The sequence below is a fragment of the Legionella jordanis genome (genome assembly GCF_900637635.1).
In the GTDB taxonomy this organism is placed as follows: domain Bacteria; phylum Pseudomonadota; class Gammaproteobacteria; order Legionellales; family Legionellaceae; genus Tatlockia; species Tatlockia jordanis.
This window is the reverse complement of the sequence record NZ_LR134383.1, coordinates 1767789-1783397: the sequence shown is the minus strand read 5'-3', so window position 1 is coordinate 1783397 and position 15609 is coordinate 1767789. Positions and strand designations below refer to the sequence as shown.

Genomic DNA, 15609 nt, shown 5'->3' with positions numbered 1-15609 from the left:
CTGCCCGCGCGCCAATAGTAAGGTCGCCAGCCACTCCAGTAAGTTCCATAGTAATATGGCCTATACCCATAATAGTATGGCCTATGTCCATAGCCATAATAACCAGGGGAACCAACTACATAATAGTAGGCCAATTGTGTTGGATTTGCTGTAGTTGAGGTTGGGGCTGCTGCCTGAGTACTAGCTGAAAATGACATGGCTAATACCAAGATAAAAGAAGCAACACAAGTAGGAAGCAACCTAAGCTTTTTTATAGAACAATTATTCATATCCCTGTCCTTAACTTAAGTTTGACCGACTTAAGTATAGACTATTGATTAAAAATTAACCAATGAATTGCTGCTGGTTCTTTGGGAATAATATCTAAAAAACAAAAAGTTATACAAACTTTGATGGTTTAACTTTTATATTCGATAGATGCTTGAAAATCGAAAAATTAATGGCCAATTGAACAATTCCCAGATTTTCTTCAAAGGCTAAAATTGCTAAGTACATCCGTTGGCGTGAGAGTTTATTAGGGTTTCCTTGTCGCTTCATTGACTAGGGTTTTCAAAAATTTCCGTCGCAAGTCGTTTCCTTCTATCCAATCTGTGATCTTGGAGCCAAGAGTATGGCTATTGAGCTATTTGAATTGGAGCAATTCAAAACAGAGTGGTGGTAATTTAGATATGGCGCGGTTATTTTGGATTATTAGAGCTCCTCAGGCATTAGAGGCGGTCATCTTCATTAAATTGCCAATCGACTGGTTGTGGAGGATTCTTTTGCTTGAGATTCTGATTCAGCATCCATTTTGCCTAATTGTTCAATTTTCTTTTTGATGCGCTTAGCCTGTGTCTCTAATTCAAACGAGTAACCCGTATAATTGTGGTAAAGAAAAAAAGTGGGTTTGTTTTTGTACTCCAGGGGGTTATCGTAACTTTCCCGGGTTATTGTATGTATGGGGTGCCTTTCAAGAAGAAGCTTTAAATTTTCTGCGTCAGAAATTTTTGTGGAAGCAGGAACTGCTCTTAATTCTTCATTTTTATAATAGGCTTTAAATAGCAAGACAGGATGGGCTATATCCGTACTAGGCAGTAATTCATCCCCATCCACCAAAGTGTTTTTGCCATCAAGTTCTTCTATTTTCTTGAGGCGTTCATCTAAATTTTCATACTGCTCCATCGAGACTTTTAATTTTGCAAGTAATTTTTGATTATGTGAGGAGCCTGGCAGTTCAGCAGTGTAAATTAAGGTTTTTGCCTCCTCCATTTGTGCAGCACTTAAACGCTTCGTAATAAGTCCACATGTGTGTATCTGTAAATGTTCAGGCGAGAATTTAACCTCATCAGAGGTTAAATTGTTTTGTGCACTTGTGCCGAAACTCCTGCGAAAAAGATCTATAGTGGAGACGGCAAAGAAAGCCAGCGTAGCAACCACTATAAGGATTGTAGAGGGTTGGCTTATTTGAGATAAACTAGAAATAAAAGAAACTGCTGCAGTGAAGTCCATGTTATGTCTGATGGTTTAAAATGAGTATTATCCATAAATTGAATCATCAGATAAACATGATTTTATCAAACTGTATTATTTTTCTAGCAACAGGCTGTATTTTGATATAGAGGGCATGTGTTCCATCATGATTTTGACCATAGCCAAAAGCGGTATAGACAATAATGCGCCACCAATACCCCAAATCCACACCCAAAATACAATGCTAAAAAACACAACTAGAGGGTTAAGGTTCATGCGATGGCCGATAAGTATAGGAGTTATGATTTGTCCTTCGATTGTGCTTGTTAACAAATAAAGCAGTGGGGGCAGCAGTATTTGAATATAAGAGTCGAAGGTTAATAAAGATACGAAAAATACGACGCCTATGCCGATGGATGGGCCAATGTAAGGAATAAAATTAAGAAGAGCAGCCATAACCCCCCAAAGGGCCGCATTGGGTAAATCTAAAAAATACAATTCCACCGCTATGGCAGCTCCAAGGCCAATGCAGATGAGGGTAAAGGTTCCCAAATAAGTTGAAATGTCAGTCTGGACGGTATGAAAAAAATTCATTGCCACTGTGGTTTGGCGATAGGTGCTGACCTGGGCTAGTTTATCGAAGATGGTTTTAAGATAAACCAATAGAAAAAATAGGAAAAGCGCCGTTAGGAAAATCATGAATATAGCATTTGTGGTTAAATCAAAAATGGAATAGCCAATATTGGTTGGCTGTGTGATTTCAACCTTCTGCACTTTCTTAGAGTCGGTAAAATGTTCAGCGGTTTTTATTGCTTCATTGAGTTTAGCCAATGGTTTTTTAATAAAAGAAAATTTATGTTCGATGATGTCGAAATTTTCCGGGGCCTTATCAACCCATTCAGAAGCAGGGCCCATTAAAACTGAGATGGCCAAGCTCAATAAGCCTACTATTAGAACGGTAATAATAGCAGCCGCCAACATGCGGGGTAGCTTGAGTGCTAAAAAAAATTGCATGAAGGGATTGAGCAAAGAGTATAAAAAAAATGAAAGGAATAGCGGGAACAAAAGGGGATAGCCAATATAAAAAATGAAGCAAATTGCCAGAAAACCTAAAATTTTTAATTCCCAGCCAGCACTGTTTTTGACCTCTTGTTCTTCCATAATGAGTTGATCCATTGATGCGTGATGAAATTCCCCAACAATTTGAAAATTAACACAGTTTAGGCCATGAAAGATAGTGTGACGATAATAGGCTTTTCAACTAAGGCAATAATGAAAATTTAGCTTTGGTATCAGGGTTCTCCATTCTCTTCGCCCGAATTTCAAGAGCCTGTTGCAATTCTTTAAAGAAAGGACTGAAAGACGATTGCTCTGCAGTAGAGTATTCCTCATCATTGCTTTCTAGGAACTCATCGCACTCTATCAGTAAAGTCAAGGGATGTTTTTGATGATAAGTGATTATAAATTTGCTAATGCATGAAGAGAAATGAGGATTATTTTCTGCCAGAACGTGTGCAGAAGTGGAAAGAAGGCTAATCAGTTTATGATCACTGTAAAGAGCCGGTCTGGATTTAATTTCATCAAGAATGATTAAAAGTTTGTTGTATATGGAGTGATGATGCTTATCCTTTGAGTGCTTATAATCCTCTAGCAAATTGTGAAATAATTGTTTAGCCGTGGGGCTTAGTGCCATTTTGTGCTCCTTCACTATTGTTTGAATTATTACACACCAATAAGAACTCAAGTGCAACAAGTGTGGAATTCTTAAATCTGAGTGATTTGATAGCAGCCATATTGTCTATAATATTTTTAAAGGATGCCTTAGTGATTAAATGGAAAGAATCATGAGTTTTCAAAGTTTTTTAGTTCTTCTTAAAAAGACCTTGAATGGTTGGAGTGAAGATAGAGTCTCTTCTCTGGCCGCAGCATTGGCTTATTACACCATTTTTTCAGTTGGACCTATTTTAATCATTGCTATCGCTATCGCAGGACTAATCTTTGGCAGAGATGCTGTGCAGGGACAGCTTTTGTCAAAAATCAGTGACATATTCGGGGCCGGAAGCGCCATTCAAATTAAAACCATGATTGTCAGTGCTTATAATCCGGAAACCAGTCTGTTGGCGCAAGCGGTTGCTGTAATTATCCTTTTATTTGGCGCTTCAGGTGTTTTTGGTGAGCTACAGACTGGTTTAAATGCCATTTGGGGTGTGGAGCCTAAACCCGGACGGGGAATCATGGGAATTATTAAAGATCGGTTTTTTTCGTTTACGATGGTTCTTGGCATAGGCTTTTTATTATTGGTTTCACTGATTTTATCGGTTGTGTTGTCCATGATTAGTAGTTATACCAGTCATTTATTGCCCGCCGGAGAGTTTATTGCATGGATAATCAATAGCATAATCTCACTTCTTGGAATTACTTGTCTTTTTGCTTTAATATTTAAGATATTGCCCGATGTAAACGTTTTTTGGCGTGACGTTTGGTTAGGTGCTTTTGTAACGAGTTTATTGTTTACCTTAGGTAAATACTTATTAGGTATTTATCTGGTTAATGTAAATGTACAAGACGGTTTTGGTGCCGCTGGATCATTAATAATTGTATTGGTTTGGGTTTATTATTCCGCTCAAATTCTATTTATAGGTGCTGAATTTACCAAAGCTTTTGCAACTCGGAACGGACGCACGATAAAACCTTACCCAGAAGCTATTTTAGTGAATAAATGTAAGGAGGAAGAATAAGAAAATTGCATTACCCCCTAGCTTTGTGGTTTTGAGCTGGTTATCATTAATGGTGTTTTAAAAACTTGTTATTAAAAGAAAAAAAATTTAAGCATATTATTTTTAAATACTATACTTATACTATTAAATAAGGAAAGAAGGAGAAAGTCATGGCTGATAGAGATGATAACAGTGTCGGTATTGTTGCTATTATTGTAATAATAATCCTTGCCGGTATCGCATTATGGTATTTCTTTGGAGCTCCGCGTACGACGACCACCACGCCTGCTGGAACGAACGTGAATGTAGAGACACCTGCTACAACCCCTGCCACAACCACCACTACTCCAGGTAGTACAACCAATGTAATCACTCCATCTACAGGTACTGAAAGTACTTCTGGTACTACAAGCACTACAACAGGCACTGGTACTGATACAACTGGGACTGGCACCTCTACTGGTACAGATAATACCGGTTCTAGTACGACCACTACAAAAACAAACCCATAATTTCTTACAGTTAGCATGACCACCAGGTCATGCTAACCCTTTTCAAAGATACGCTACTGCCAGCTACTAAAAGCCCATCTCTTCATGGTTTTGTTCTCAGCAGGAAAGGTCCTCATGCATAGGATAAATAAATCGAAAGAAATCGTACTTAAATTACTGGATATGGCAAATATTCAAGTAAATGGCAAATCTCCTTGGGATATTCATGTCCACGATGAGCAATTTTATGAGCGTGTTTTAAAGAATGCTGATTTAGGCCTTGGCGAGTCCTACATGGAAGGTTGGTGGGATTGTGAAAGACTCGACCTTTTTTTTGAAAGAATCATCAGAGCTGATATTGCAAGCAAGATTAAGTTACAGCCCAAATTGGCATTTAGGCTCTTGCTGTCAAAAATCCTTAACTTTCAAACAAAAAAACGCGGCTTGCAGGTCGGTCGCAAACATTATGATCGGGGGAATGATTTATTTGAAGCGATGCTGGATAGCAAGATGACTTATACCTGCGGCTATTGGAAAAACGCACATAGTTTGGAACAAGCGCAAACGGCTAAATTGGATTTAGCCTGTCAAAAACTGTTTTTAAAACCCGGTTTGACGTTATTGGACATTGGCTGTGGATGGGGAGGATTGGCCGAACATGCAGCGAGGCATTATGAAGTTAACGTGTTGGGTATTACTATTTCTCAGAGGCAGTGCGAGCTTGCCCGTGAACGCTGTAAGGGTTTGCCGGTTAAGATTCATTTTCAAGATTATCGTGATGTAACCGGGCAGTTTGATCGTGTGGCCTCCTTAGGGATGTTCGAACACGTGGGATATTTTAATTATCATCGTTACATGAGGGTGGTTTCCAGATGTCTAAAGGAGGATGGGCTATTTTTGCTTCATACTATTGGCGGCAATGAAAGTACGACTCAGACGATACCCTGGATATCCAAATATATTTTCCCAAATGGAATGATACCCTCTATAGCCCAAATCGGACAGGCAAGTGAACAGCTGCTGATTATGGAAGACTGGCAAAATTTTGGCCCTGATTACTATCAAACTCTTCTATCCTGGCATGAAAATTTTAACAAGAACTGGCATCGATTAAAGCATAAATACGATGAAACGTTCTTTCGTATGTGGAATTATTATTTATTGAGTTGTGCAGGGGGCTTCAAGAGCCGAATGCTTCAACTTTGGCAGATTGTATTTTCAAAAGGCTTGGAACAACGATACGATGCGCCAAGATAATTGATTCGCCAACGTATTCACCATTGGCTTGAGATTTAATCATTCCTTGCCTGCAACAATTCCCGAAGTTGCCTCGGCAGTATGGATTGAGCCTTTTCGGTTAAAAAAGCCTCATGTTTTTGCCATAAAGTTCCTAAATAAATGATTAAAAATCCGATGAATGCGAGTGCTACAGGAAACAAAATACTGTTCTTAAAAACTTGCGAGGCGAGATAACCTAAATATACCCCAAACCCGATAGCTCCAAAAATAACAAATACCTTACGCACCAAAATAACGCCTATTATTATCATGAGGAGATTAACGCAACAATAAAAAAATTTCGCCCACTCACTGTCTGAGTATTGGCAAGTTAAGCCTCCCCAGAAAGTGATAACGCCAAATAAATACAGCCAAAATGCATAATCCAAACTGGCTCTTGATCGCAAATCGACCCAAAAAGCCAACAAAATCATGATAAGTCCGAAATACATTGAAATTTGGGCACTTAATTGAAAAGATGCATCTTGCCCCGCAAATAAAAGGCTTATGTCCATAGACATGTACCATAAGGTCACAGCAATTGGCATTAACATAAATGGGTATCGATAAATCCAGGCCAGAACAACAGCAACTAATAAAGTGCCCAATTCCATTAAAATCCAGTTCCACTCCACTGTATTGTGGTACTCACGATAAGGACTGTCATTGGGCCACCAGCCTATAGCCAATTGCAAACCATAGATGGCTAGAGGGGTTATTGCAATGACGAAAGTCGCACAAATTCCTGCCGGGATAAACAAGGATTTTTTGGCAAATTGATGAGCTAGCAATAAGCCTAAAACCGCATAGAGCAGGGATAAATATACAATTCCCCAGCCCCCAAACATTTCCCAGCCCAGATTCATGAATAGGCTCATGGCCCCAATGGCTAACAAACCTCCCAAATAATACAACACATTGGTCATATTAAAACTGGGCGTTTGTTCTGGCTGGTGCTTAACAAAATCAACTAAGTCATCCGCTTGTTTAGCAGAAATAATGCCGGCTTCAACGGCTTTATTTAGTGTGATGCGGGAAATTTTCATCATTTGATCCGCAATCCTGGTTATTTTTTCGGTTTGTCATTGTTCTGCAACGTTTTCCCGGTTTGTTTATTTACAACGTCGCAAACATCGCGCGTGTTTTTGTGCCCAGGTGTGATGTCGCAAATATTTTTGGTGGTTCTTACTTCGGGATGATCTTTCTTTCCTTCTTTTTTCATGACTGTCTCCTTGCCTACACAGTTATGGCTAATAATCAACCAACATACTCTTATTTTAATCGAACCTTTACAGGAATACCAAAGGCTTGATAGCGCAGGGGAATGGACTGCATTGGAGCAACAATAGCTATAAGCTTGTTATATGCTGACTTGCATGATGGTTCCGCTTTTTGAATATTCTTGGAGCCCACCGGCAACATAGCCTCCAGGAGTTGATAATCCTGTTGATTCATTTGGGCTATCAGTTTTGCAAGAGCTGTTCTATCTTTGTAAATACGTAACTTGACGTCCATGAATGATTCACCTTTGGAATTAAAGACCTTTCTGATAACTCGTCATAAAATGGTTTAACGCTTCAATTCTATCCTTGTCGAGACTAATGTAGCATTGGATTAAATCCACAGGCTCCATTGTTCCTCCTTCATGCTGCAGGCTTAGAAAATTACATTGTTTTTGACGGTAGGTAAGCCAAGCCCTTTGCGTGTCGATTAGGAGCTCCCGCTTCTCAGCGGGTAATAGGTTCATAAGTTTTTGATATTGTTTATTCAATAAATCATCATAAAAACCATACTCACGATTAGCACAAATTTTAATGTCCATTACACTGAGTGCTTTGTCGTAACAAGTTTTAATAGCTTTTAAACTGGGTTCATTCTGGCTTTTTGAATCACTACCCTGAGCAAGCTCAGGAATGTCTCCTGGAAAAAATTCATGTTCATCAGAATCCAGAGGGATGCTTAATTTTTCTAATACATCAGGCGATAATTCAGAGGTAGGTTCAGTTGTACAGGCTTGATAGCTCATAAATTGACCTTGATTGAGCACAACTACACCGCTGACCTTCCATCCCTTGCCGACTCCATTATATAAAATATAATCATAGCCGCGGTTATGAAAACGCAGATAAATGCCACCTCCACCACTAAACATTTGTGCTCTTCCAGTAAATGCTTTACTGGCTGGAAGGGCGTTCGCCGGATAAGAAAACTCAGGCTTCCCCGCTTGGCCAAAATGATAGCGAACCACAGAATGTAAAGACAGCTCTGCTGGTGCGCATAGTGAAATAATTTTGTTGTTCTTTGTGGTGCAAGCAAATAGAATTTGCTCATTACTTTGGCACACTGGGAACTCAGCAAAGGCGGTGGTGGAGATTGAAATCAGCGCAGAGAGGCAGAGTATTTTCTTTTTATCCATGGTTTTTTATCCTTTATCCAGATACTTAAACTATAGCCAATCCAGAACAAAATTATCTTTGTTTCACCTTAATAATCATTAAATTAAAGTGTTGCATGAATTCGAAACGATTCGCACTAAGGAGTGCATAGAAACTATGATTCATTTTAAAGATTTAAACACTGAAGAATTTCTTAGCTCCTATTGGCAGAAAAAACCACTGGTAATCCGCAAAGCATTTACTGATTTTCAAAATCCCTTAAGCCCGGAAGAATTAGCTGGTTTGGCCATGGAAGAAGAAATAGAAAGCCGAATAGTCACCGAAACTCAACAAGCGCCATATTGGCACCTCAAGCGTGGACCTTTTTTACTGAATGACTTTAAAGAACTGCCAGAAACCCGATGGACTTTGCTGGTGCAGGGAGTGGATCGCTTCATTCCCGAGGTTCATTTGTTGTTGGATCACTTCAATTTTCTCCCTCAATGGCGAATTGATGATGTGATGATCAGTTATGCGACAAGGGGCGGTAATGTAGGACCTCATTTTGATCATTACGATGTATTTTTATATCAAGCGCTAGGATCTAGACGTTGGTCTCTGACATCCAAAAATTGTCAACCTGAAAATTGTTTGGCCGGGGTTGAGTTGCGGATTATGCAAGATTTTGAAATTGAAGAAGAATACCTGTTAGAAGAAGGAGATATGCTGTATTTGCCTCCCCATATTGGCCATCATGGCGTGGCTGTGTCTTCCGATTGCATGACGTATTCTTTTGGCTATCGCAGCTATCAGGGGAGGGAAATGCTTGAGGATTTCACCGATTTCTTAGCAGAGCATGAAAACATTGCTTTATTTAAGGATCCGGAGTGGAATCAATTAAAGGCCCCCTCACAGATACCCTTAGAAGCTTGGCAAAAAGCCCGTGAGTTCCTCAAAGAGCTTTTCGAAGATGACAACAGAATGAAAAATTGGTTTGCCCGTTTTGTAACCAGGCTGGATAGGCACGCGGAAGATTTATTACCCTCACCCTCAGTTAAAAAAGTTAAAGAAGAACAGTTTCTTAAACGATTGTTGCAATCAAAAGGTTTGTCTCGCAATCCTCTTTGCCGCTACGCTTACGAAGAAGATGAAAAGGGGCTCAACTTATTCATCAACGCTGAACAATGGCATACCGAAGGAGTCTCAGAGGAATTAATTCGCTGTGTGGCTAACCATCGTTTACTCAATCTTGAATCGTTGGCCAATTTCCTTGAGAAGACACAAGATCGAGCTTTTCTCTTTAAGTTGTGGAAGCTTCAGTGGCTTGAGATCCAAGATTAATACCTTTGAATTTTTCCTAAGTGTGGTACAAAGATTGCAAGTTCCGAAGGAAGCAAAATTCTATTCAAGGGATTAAGTAAATGAAAAAATACATTCTATGGGTAGCATTAGGATGCTTTTTTTATCATTGGTCCTATGCCCAGGAGAAGGAAATTGCAATTACCATCGACGATTTGCCATTTGTGGGCTCCTGCAATGGCAACAGCGCCAAGTTACAACGCGAAAATGAACGCTTTACCCAGATGCTACGCACCTTAAACGAGCAAAAAATACCCGTCACTGGCTTTGTTATCGCTGGATCGATTGAAGAAGGGCAGTGGGAACTGCTGGAACAATTTCGAAAAGCAGGATTTGACTTAGGCAATCATACCTATTCTCACAAAAGCTTAAATGGACAAACCGCCGAAAAATACATCGGTGACATTGAGCGTGCTGATAAAATCTTGGCTCCTTTATTCCCACAACACAAATATTTCCGTTATCCTTATCTGGCCGAAAGCTCAGGGGAAAAAAAGCAACAAGTCCATGATTATCTTGCAGCTCATGGCTATCGGATTGCACCTGTAACGATTGACAGCAAGGACTTTATGTTTAACCAGCAACTATTTGCTATTCCTTACCGTTTACGCGAGAAAAACCTTCCACAATTGCGCAAACGTTATCTCGCATTTATTTGGAATCAAACGCTAAAAGCAGAGGCAAAGGCTGCTAAATTGAATCCCAATAAACCCGTTAAACAAATTCTTTTAATCCATGCTAACTTGCTTAATAGCCATTTTTTAGGGGATGTAATTAATTTATATCGAGAAAATGGTTACCGGTTTATCAGTTTGGATGAAGCATTATCTAATCCTACTGAGGATAAGGATTTATCTGATGTGCTTTTTGATTAGTCATCTTAAAACACAGTAGCCATGCGTTGAACTGGTTCGCCATTTATCCAGGCGAACCAGTGTAAGAAAAGTGAGTTAAATTATTTACCCAGTGGGATTTTGTCTTTCAGCGTTGCAAATTCTTGCTGCAATCGCTCTGTTGCATGGTGAGGAAGTAATAACCAGTAATGACCTTCGTTTTTCATATGACCGGCAATATAGGTTGCTTTTTTCCCAGCACCCCAAAATACATCCCCGCGCACTAAACCACGAATGGCCCCACCCGTATCCTGAGCGATCATTAGCCGCTGGAATGGCTTTTGATTATCACTCTGTCTGTCAGGTCTTGTGGTGTTTAGCCAAAGAGGGGTCCCCATTGGAATCCATTTTAAATCGATAGCCAAAGAATAGCCGGGTGTTAATGCAACTCCTTGAGTTCCTAGGGCGGCATTCATTCTCAATTCTTCAAAAAAGACGAAGGATTTATTCTGATTTAAAACCTGATTCATCTCTTTGGGGTGAGACATTAAATAACGCTTAATGGCTTGCATGGACGCATTGTGTTTGGTCATAACGCCTTTGTCGATTAACACTTTCGCGATGGCTGTATAAGGGGCGCCATTTTGTGCCGCATAGCCTAAATAAATCCTTTGGCCATCGGGCAGCTCAACAATTCCTGAGCCTTGAATTTCTAAAAAGACTCTGTCGACTGGATTATCAATCCAAACAAGGACTGGAGCTTTCTTTTTGATTGCACCCTTATTGATTTGGGCTCTCGTGTAATAGGGCACAACTCTATGACCAGAGACACGGCCGATTAATTTCTTATGTTTTAAATTAGGATCAAATTGACTTAGATCAATGGTGAGTAAATCTGAGGGAAGTCCGTAAATAGGAACATTGAATTTATCAGTTTTGGTACGGCTCCCATAAAGAAGAGGCATGTAATAGCCGGTAAACAATCCCTGAACAGGCTTGCCGTTGTAAAATTCAAGAGGTGTGAACCACTTCTGGAAAAATGCTTTTGCATTTTCAGGCGTAACCGAATTGATTGCAAGGGCTGCTTGGCAAGCCGGATGCCAATCTTTGGCCTTTAAATTCAAATGATGGCTGCCTACCAGTTTTTCGGGATCTTGTTTTAAGAAAGTCTTGCAAGAGATCTGAAAGGTTTGCAAGGACTTACTAACATTGGCCTTGTCCCAGCCTGGAAGGCTTGTAAAGGAGGCTTGTTTCAGCGCAATGGGTCGAGGTGGATTTGGCCAAAACCACCATACGGCAAAGCCCGCGCCTAACAGAGAAATAGCCAGTAATGAGTAGAGTAGCGTTCTTTTCATTGGGCAAATTTTACACCAAATGGGATTTAATGCAACTTAAATTATAAAATTTCACAAGTATGTTCTTGTTAAATAGAGTAAAATTTTTAATAAAAACTTGTTTTCGTTTGTCTTTGCTTCCTGTTTTATCTCGCTTCGGCATCAAATATACCCTCGATTTACCAACTGGGTAGGCCGTTTGGCCATCGCAACCAATTCGTAGCTGGGTAAGGATAGGCCGCATCGATGGTATGAAGGGTAAAGGCATGACGCGATTTTTTTGATTGGTTAGCATTGCTTTTATGAGGCAGGCGACCACTCAATAAAACCAGGGATCCTTGTTTTACCTCAAGGGGAATGCCGTCCTGTTCATCCCAGCTTGGCTGTTGATACTCCTCAAAATAAATGTCATTGTTTCTCCTGATCATGCGCCTCGTTAAAGGGGTTAGAACTGATCCGGGAATGACTTCCAGGCAACCATTTTCCTGCGTGGCATCTTCAAGGGCAAACCAAAAACCCAATACATGGTCATCCCTGGCATGTAAATAGGTTGCATCCTGATGGCAACTCACCTCAGCACCAATGTTGGGTTGTTTGAAAATGTACATTGACTGTATTGGGCAAGGTTTTTTGAAACCCAACTGTTGGCACATTTCTTTGAGGCGTAAGTCGCGCGAATGCTTGCGAAATACAGGATCATATTCGTGTAGAGCATGACCAACTTTATTTAATGACTGTTCAAGTGGATAAATTAAACCACCAGCTCCATGGAAAGCATCAGGTTCAAAAAAGAAATGAATCTTATCCCCTGAATTTAAAAAATAATCCGTACGGGCATGCTCATTGGTTTGCGTTGAAAATATAGTGCTTGGGATTTCATCTCGGTGCTTATCGATTAAGTAATGGATTTGAGCCATTAAAGTTTCACAAACAGCTGAGGTGAGGAAATCTTCAAGGATTAAATAGCCGTTAGTTTGAAAGAAGTCCATTTGTTGTTGAGATAATTCCATTATACTACCTAGTAATAATATTAAGCTTGTCGTCATTTTTGATTTCACCAAGCTTACTGGAGATGAATTTTGCTTTCAATGTTGAACGCTGAATGAATGTGAATTATAGAGTGGATGTTATCTCAACATCCCAAAAAAATCTGAATCAAACAGCGAGAGAACAGTGTTAATTATTTTTAGCGGTCTTCCTGGCGTGGGTAAAACGACGATTTCAAGAAAGCTGGCGCAGGCATTAAAAGCTGTGTACTTGAGGGTTGATACCATTGAGCAGGCATTAACATCCACAACAAACTCTGATTTTATTGGGCCAGAAGGTTATGTGATTAGTTATGCTATAGCCAAAGAGAACCTCAAATTAGGCTTAAATGTTGTTGCGGATTGCGTAAACCCGCTTGAGATTACAAGAAAGGCTTGGCGGAAGGTTGCGCTTGAAGCAGATTCAACTTATTTTGAAGTTGAATTAATTTGCTCAAATATTGGAGAACATCGAAAACGAGTTGAGAGCAGATTGCCTGATATTTGTAATCACCGGCTACCGACCTGGCAAGAGGTAGTGGATAAGGATTATGAAACTTGGAAATACCCTGTTTTTGTTTTTGACACTTCAAAGCTTTCGGTAGACCGTTGCGTTGAAGGCATTTTGCAGCAGATTAGTGTTTCATCCCAATCTTAAAAGAACAAAATATTGTTGGTAAAATGAACAAAGTGAATAAAGTCCCCAAGCTCAGTCCCCCCAATAGTATGAATCCGATTGCGTGACGCGCCTCTGCCCCCGCTTCTTGTGAAAACACCAGAGGAAGAACTCCAAAAATCATAGCGCCTGTGGTCATTATGATTGGCCTAAGACGCAAAACAGCAGCTTTTTTAACGGCTTCATGTACCTCTAGATTTTTCTTAAGTTGATTGGCAAATTCCACGATGAGAATCCCGTGTTTGCTCACAAGACCTACTAAGGTAATAAGTCCTATCTGCGTATAAATGTTGAAGGACTGGCCAAAACAATAGGCAAATAAAAATGCGCCACAACTTGCCAGAGGAACGGTGAACATAATATTTAAAGGATCAGTGAAATTTTCAAATTGGATTGAAAGAATGGCGAAAATAAAAAATCGGTTAGCTCTGCTTTCTTTTTTTAGTTTCTACTGATGAGCAGTCAAATACAAAACCAGCCCCATTGGGCAATTCTTTTTGATATTGCCCAAGCTTATCCAATAACTCCGAAGCATATTTGTGGTCGGTTGCATAAAAATGCACTACACGATCATCGGCAGTAATTAATGGCCCTTTGAAGTATAGGCATCCCAGTAGCTGCCAATTTTCTGGGGCGGAGTAAAACCAGCTGTTATAAAGCATCGCGAGCTTAATTCCAGCTTGCCTGGTTTCCAGATCCATCCAATTGGTTGAATAAATATCCGCAACTCGCTCTTGATACGCTCGATAATTTGCGAGCCCCCATAAATCTAAAACGTAATAGGGGTTATCAAAAGAAAGCCAACCGATGTCATTGGCTGCAACGGGCCCCTTTAAATTTTGCAGCACGAATTTTCGCATTTGATATTGTTGAATGTAGATGTTGTTTGCGCCGATTGGGGTGGTGATCGGTACAGTAAAATACGGTAAGCTGGCGAATACGAACCCCAGCACCAACAAAAAAAAGAAGCCTTTTCTTTTTCCGGCGGATTCCTCAGGAACCCTGTCGAAGAAAAGATAAAAAATTAATACCCATGCGGCTGCATATAAATGCATTTCATAGCGGTAATACCAATTAAATCTTCCAAACAGCAAGTGCAGCAACAGACTTGCGCTTAAAACCATGAGCAGCTGCTTTTTGACTGTAGAAGTATCTGAGTACAGAATCAGGACTAGGAAACAAGTCAGTAAAAACAGAAAAATCAAAGCTTGGCGCTGAATGAAATTAACATGAATGCCCATCATCAATTTTTGAGCAAAACCCCAATGAAAGCCATAGCTTAGCTTCACTAAGGTAGAGGTGGGCAGAAGTGGTTGATTCATGGAATATAAAAACAAACTAAACAATCCCAATGCAAGCAACAGGATGGCCAAAGTATAGAGCGCTGTTTTGCGATGGCCGCGGTAGTATAAAAAAATTAAGGCAGGGAGGGATAAAGCCAGACTTTCATAGCGCACTAAAGGACCTAAAAAAATAGCTAGAATCAACCATCTTGAAGTCCGATGAGATTTACTTTCATTAATTAGGCCAATAACAAGAAGCACAGCCAGGAGCATCTGCAGAGCATGCTCCATGCCCGAAAAGATTAAACCAATAAAATTAAAACCCGGTATAAGTAGGCAGAATACAATTAAATAGCCCCAACTGAAGACAATGCTTTTTTGGATTGATAAATAGAAATCAATTAAAATCCATAAAATACAAAAACAAAGAAAACTATTCAGTATGAAGGGGGCTATGTCAAAAAAGGGAAAGTAGGACAATGGGGCTAGTAAAAAGGGCCAAAGGATGCTTGAAGAGGGGCTGGCATGTTCAAGAAAACTAAGTCCATACCATCCTCTGGCTATGTGTTTAGCCAGTGATAAATGAATATAAGGATCATCAAGGCTATAGCTAAACACGCCTCCGTTCATGGATAAAATAAGCTGAAATTCCAAAATAATTAGAGTCAGCAGTAACAATGAGGGGATAAGGAAATAAACGGTCTTTGTAGAAGAAGGGTTCATTAAAGTATCTATTATAAAGCGACAAGATAGACGGCAACTCGAAAAATTATCATAATCATTATCTTA

The 15609-nt window shown here is 39.9% G+C and carries 17 protein-coding genes; 6 read left to right on the top strand and 11 right to left on the bottom strand.

Going from position 1 to position 15609, the window contains the following annotated elements; translation table 11 throughout:
• Window positions 1-726 precede the first annotated feature (726 nt).
• The 3 genes from EL203_RS07920 to EL203_RS07910 form a co-directional block, all read right to left on the bottom strand.
• Window positions 727-1488 (bottom strand): hypothetical protein, encoded by a 762-nt coding sequence (locus EL203_RS07920; RefSeq protein WP_058470833.1) that lies wholly within the window; start codon window positions 1486-1488, stop codon window positions 727-729.
• 75 nt (window positions 1489-1563) lie between these two features.
• Window positions 1564-2610 carry an AI-2E family transporter gene (locus EL203_RS07915; RefSeq protein WP_058470834.1) on the bottom strand — a complete coding sequence of 349 codons (1047 nt, stop codon included), beginning with the start codon at window positions 2608-2610 and terminating at the stop codon, window positions 1564-1566.
• A 100-nt stretch (window positions 2611-2710) separates the two neighbouring features.
• Window positions 2711-3142, bottom strand: coding sequence for a hypothetical protein (locus EL203_RS07910; RefSeq protein WP_058470835.1), 432 nt, complete (start codon window positions 3140-3142; stop codon window positions 2711-2713).
• Between the two features lie 151 nt (window positions 3143-3293).
• Here EL203_RS07910 and EL203_RS07905 point away from each other — a divergent pair, with 151 nt between their 5' ends.
• From EL203_RS07905 to cfa, 3 genes are all read left to right on the top strand, one after another.
• Window positions 3294-4187, top strand: a complete 894-nt coding sequence (locus tag EL203_RS07905) for a YihY/virulence factor BrkB family protein (protein ID WP_058470836.1) — start codon at window positions 3294-3296, stop codon at window positions 4185-4187.
• Between the two features lie 149 nt (window positions 4188-4336).
• Window positions 4337-4678, top strand: coding sequence for a hypothetical protein (locus tag EL203_RS07900; RefSeq protein ID WP_058470837.1), 342 nt, complete (start codon window positions 4337-4339; stop codon window positions 4676-4678).
• A gap of 114 nt (window positions 4679-4792) precedes the next feature.
• Entirely contained in the window at window positions 4793-5914 is a 1122-nt protein-coding gene (gene cfa / locus EL203_RS07895) for a cyclopropane fatty acyl phospholipid synthase (RefSeq protein WP_058470838.1), read from the top strand.
• 35 nt (window positions 5915-5949) lie between these two features.
• On the opposite strand, the gene EL203_RS07890 is transcribed toward cfa, so the two are convergent.
• The 4 genes from EL203_RS07890 to EL203_RS07880 are packed head-to-tail and all read right to left on the bottom strand — an operon-like array spanning window position 5950 to window position 8351.
• Window positions 5950-6981, bottom strand: a complete 1032-nt coding sequence (locus EL203_RS07890; RefSeq protein ID WP_058472188.1) for a hypothetical protein — start codon at window positions 6979-6981, stop codon at window positions 5950-5952.
• A gap of 20 nt (window positions 6982-7001) precedes the next feature.
• Complete coding sequence (locus EL203_RS14390) at window positions 7002-7157, bottom strand: hypothetical protein (RefSeq protein WP_156413822.1); 156 nt, start codon at window positions 7155-7157, stop codon at window positions 7002-7004.
• Window positions 7158-7207: 50 nt separating this feature from the next.
• Window positions 7208-7450: a hypothetical protein gene (locus EL203_RS07885; protein WP_058470839.1), complete on the bottom strand. Its 243-nt coding sequence runs from the start codon at window positions 7448-7450 to the stop codon at window positions 7208-7210.
• A gap of 19 nt (window positions 7451-7469) precedes the next feature.
• Window positions 7470-8351, bottom strand: coding sequence for a lysozyme inhibitor LprI family protein (locus EL203_RS07880; protein WP_058470840.1), 882 nt, complete (start codon window positions 8349-8351; stop codon window positions 7470-7472).
• A 136-nt stretch (window positions 8352-8487) separates the two neighbouring features.
• On the opposite strand from EL203_RS07880, the gene EL203_RS07875 reads away from it, so the two are divergent.
• Both EL203_RS07875 and EL203_RS07870 read left to right on the top strand, forming a co-directional pair.
• Entirely contained in the window at window positions 8488-9651 is a 1164-nt protein-coding gene (locus EL203_RS07875) for a JmjC domain-containing protein (RefSeq protein WP_058470841.1), read from the top strand.
• Between the two features lie 80 nt (window positions 9652-9731).
• Window positions 9732-10544, top strand: a complete 813-nt coding sequence (locus EL203_RS07870; RefSeq protein ID WP_058470842.1) for a polysaccharide deacetylase family protein — start codon at window positions 9732-9734, stop codon at window positions 10542-10544.
• A gap of 80 nt (window positions 10545-10624) precedes the next feature.
• Here the strand turns inward: EL203_RS07870 and mltA are convergent, their stop codons facing one another.
• Both mltA and EL203_RS07860 read right to left on the bottom strand, forming a co-directional pair.
• Window positions 10625-11857 (bottom strand): murein transglycosylase A, encoded by a 1233-nt coding sequence (gene mltA / locus EL203_RS07865; protein ID WP_058470843.1) that lies wholly within the window; start codon window positions 11855-11857, stop codon window positions 10625-10627.
• 158 nt (window positions 11858-12015) lie between these two features.
• On the bottom strand, window positions 12016-12846 hold the full coding sequence (locus EL203_RS07860) for a phytanoyl-CoA dioxygenase family protein (RefSeq protein ID WP_058470844.1): 831 nt from the start codon (window positions 12844-12846) through the stop codon (window positions 12016-12018).
• 163 nt (window positions 12847-13009) lie between these two features.
• On the opposite strand from EL203_RS07860, the gene EL203_RS14670 reads away from it, so the two are divergent.
• Entirely contained in the window at window positions 13010-13519 is a 510-nt protein-coding gene (locus EL203_RS14670; RefSeq protein ID WP_058470845.1) for an AAA family ATPase, read from the top strand.
• Here EL203_RS14670 and EL203_RS07850 read toward each other — a convergent pair.
• Both EL203_RS07850 and EL203_RS07845 read right to left on the bottom strand, forming a co-directional pair.
• On the bottom strand, window positions 13497-13895 hold the full coding sequence (locus EL203_RS07850; protein ID WP_058470846.1) for an efflux RND transporter permease subunit: 399 nt from the start codon (window positions 13893-13895) through the stop codon (window positions 13497-13499). The genes EL203_RS14670 and EL203_RS07850 overlap by 23 nt on opposite strands.
• 64 nt (window positions 13896-13959) lie before the next feature.
• On the bottom strand, window positions 13960-15543 hold the full coding sequence (locus tag EL203_RS07845; RefSeq protein ID WP_058470847.1) for a hypothetical protein: 1584 nt from the start codon (window positions 15541-15543) through the stop codon (window positions 13960-13962).
• Window positions 15544-15609: the final 66 nt, after the last annotated feature.

Bases quoted from the DNA above. Each gene is read 5' to 3' on its own strand.
- EL203_RS07920 (WP_058470833.1), bottom strand. From the start codon at position 1,488: ATGGACTTCACTGCAGCAGTTTCTTTTATTTCTAGTTTATCTCAAATA.
- EL203_RS07900 (WP_058470837.1), top strand. From the start codon at position 4,337: ATGGCTGATAGAGATGATAACAGTGTCGGTATTGTTGCTATTATTGTA.
- EL203_RS07845 (WP_058470847.1), bottom strand. From the start codon at position 15,543: ATGAACCCTTCTTCTACAAAGACCGTTTATTTCCTTATCCCCTCATTG.
- EL203_RS07870 (WP_058470842.1), top strand. From the start codon at position 9,732: ATGAAAAAATACATTCTATGGGTAGCATTAGGATGCTTTTTTTATCAT.
- EL203_RS14390 (WP_156413822.1), bottom strand. From the start codon at position 7,157: ATGAAAAAAGAAGGAAAGAAAGATCATCCCGAAGTAAGAACCACCAAA.
- EL203_RS07905 (WP_058470836.1), top strand. From the start codon at position 3,294: ATGAGTTTTCAAAGTTTTTTAGTTCTTCTTAAAAAGACCTTGAATGGT.
- EL203_RS07885 (WP_058470839.1), bottom strand. From the start codon at position 7,450: ATGGACGTCAAGTTACGTATTTACAAAGATAGAACAGCTCTTGCAAAA.
- EL203_RS07880 (WP_058470840.1), bottom strand. From the start codon at position 8,351: ATGGATAAAAAGAAAATACTCTGCCTCTCTGCGCTGATTTCAATCTCC.
- EL203_RS07890 (WP_058472188.1), bottom strand. From the start codon at position 6,981: ATGAAAATTTCCCGCATCACACTAAATAAAGCCGTTGAAGCCGGCATT.
- EL203_RS07910 (WP_058470835.1), bottom strand. From the start codon at position 3,142: ATGGCACTAAGCCCCACGGCTAAACAATTATTTCACAATTTGCTAGAG.
- EL203_RS07860 (WP_058470844.1), bottom strand. From the start codon at position 12,846: ATGGAATTATCTCAACAACAAATGGACTTCTTTCAAACTAACGGCTAT.
- EL203_RS07875 (WP_058470841.1), top strand. From the start codon at position 8,488: ATGATTCATTTTAAAGATTTAAACACTGAAGAATTTCTTAGCTCCTAT.
- mltA (WP_058470843.1), bottom strand. From the start codon at position 11,857: ATGAAAAGAACGCTACTCTACTCATTACTGGCTATTTCTCTGTTAGGC.
- cfa (WP_058470838.1), top strand. From the start codon at position 4,793: ATGCATAGGATAAATAAATCGAAAGAAATCGTACTTAAATTACTGGAT.
- EL203_RS07850 (WP_058470846.1), bottom strand. From the start codon at position 13,895: ATGTTCACCGTTCCTCTGGCAAGTTGTGGCGCATTTTTATTTGCCTAT.
- EL203_RS07915 (WP_058470834.1), bottom strand. From the start codon at position 2,610: ATGGAAGAACAAGAGGTCAAAAACAGTGCTGGCTGGGAATTAAAAATT.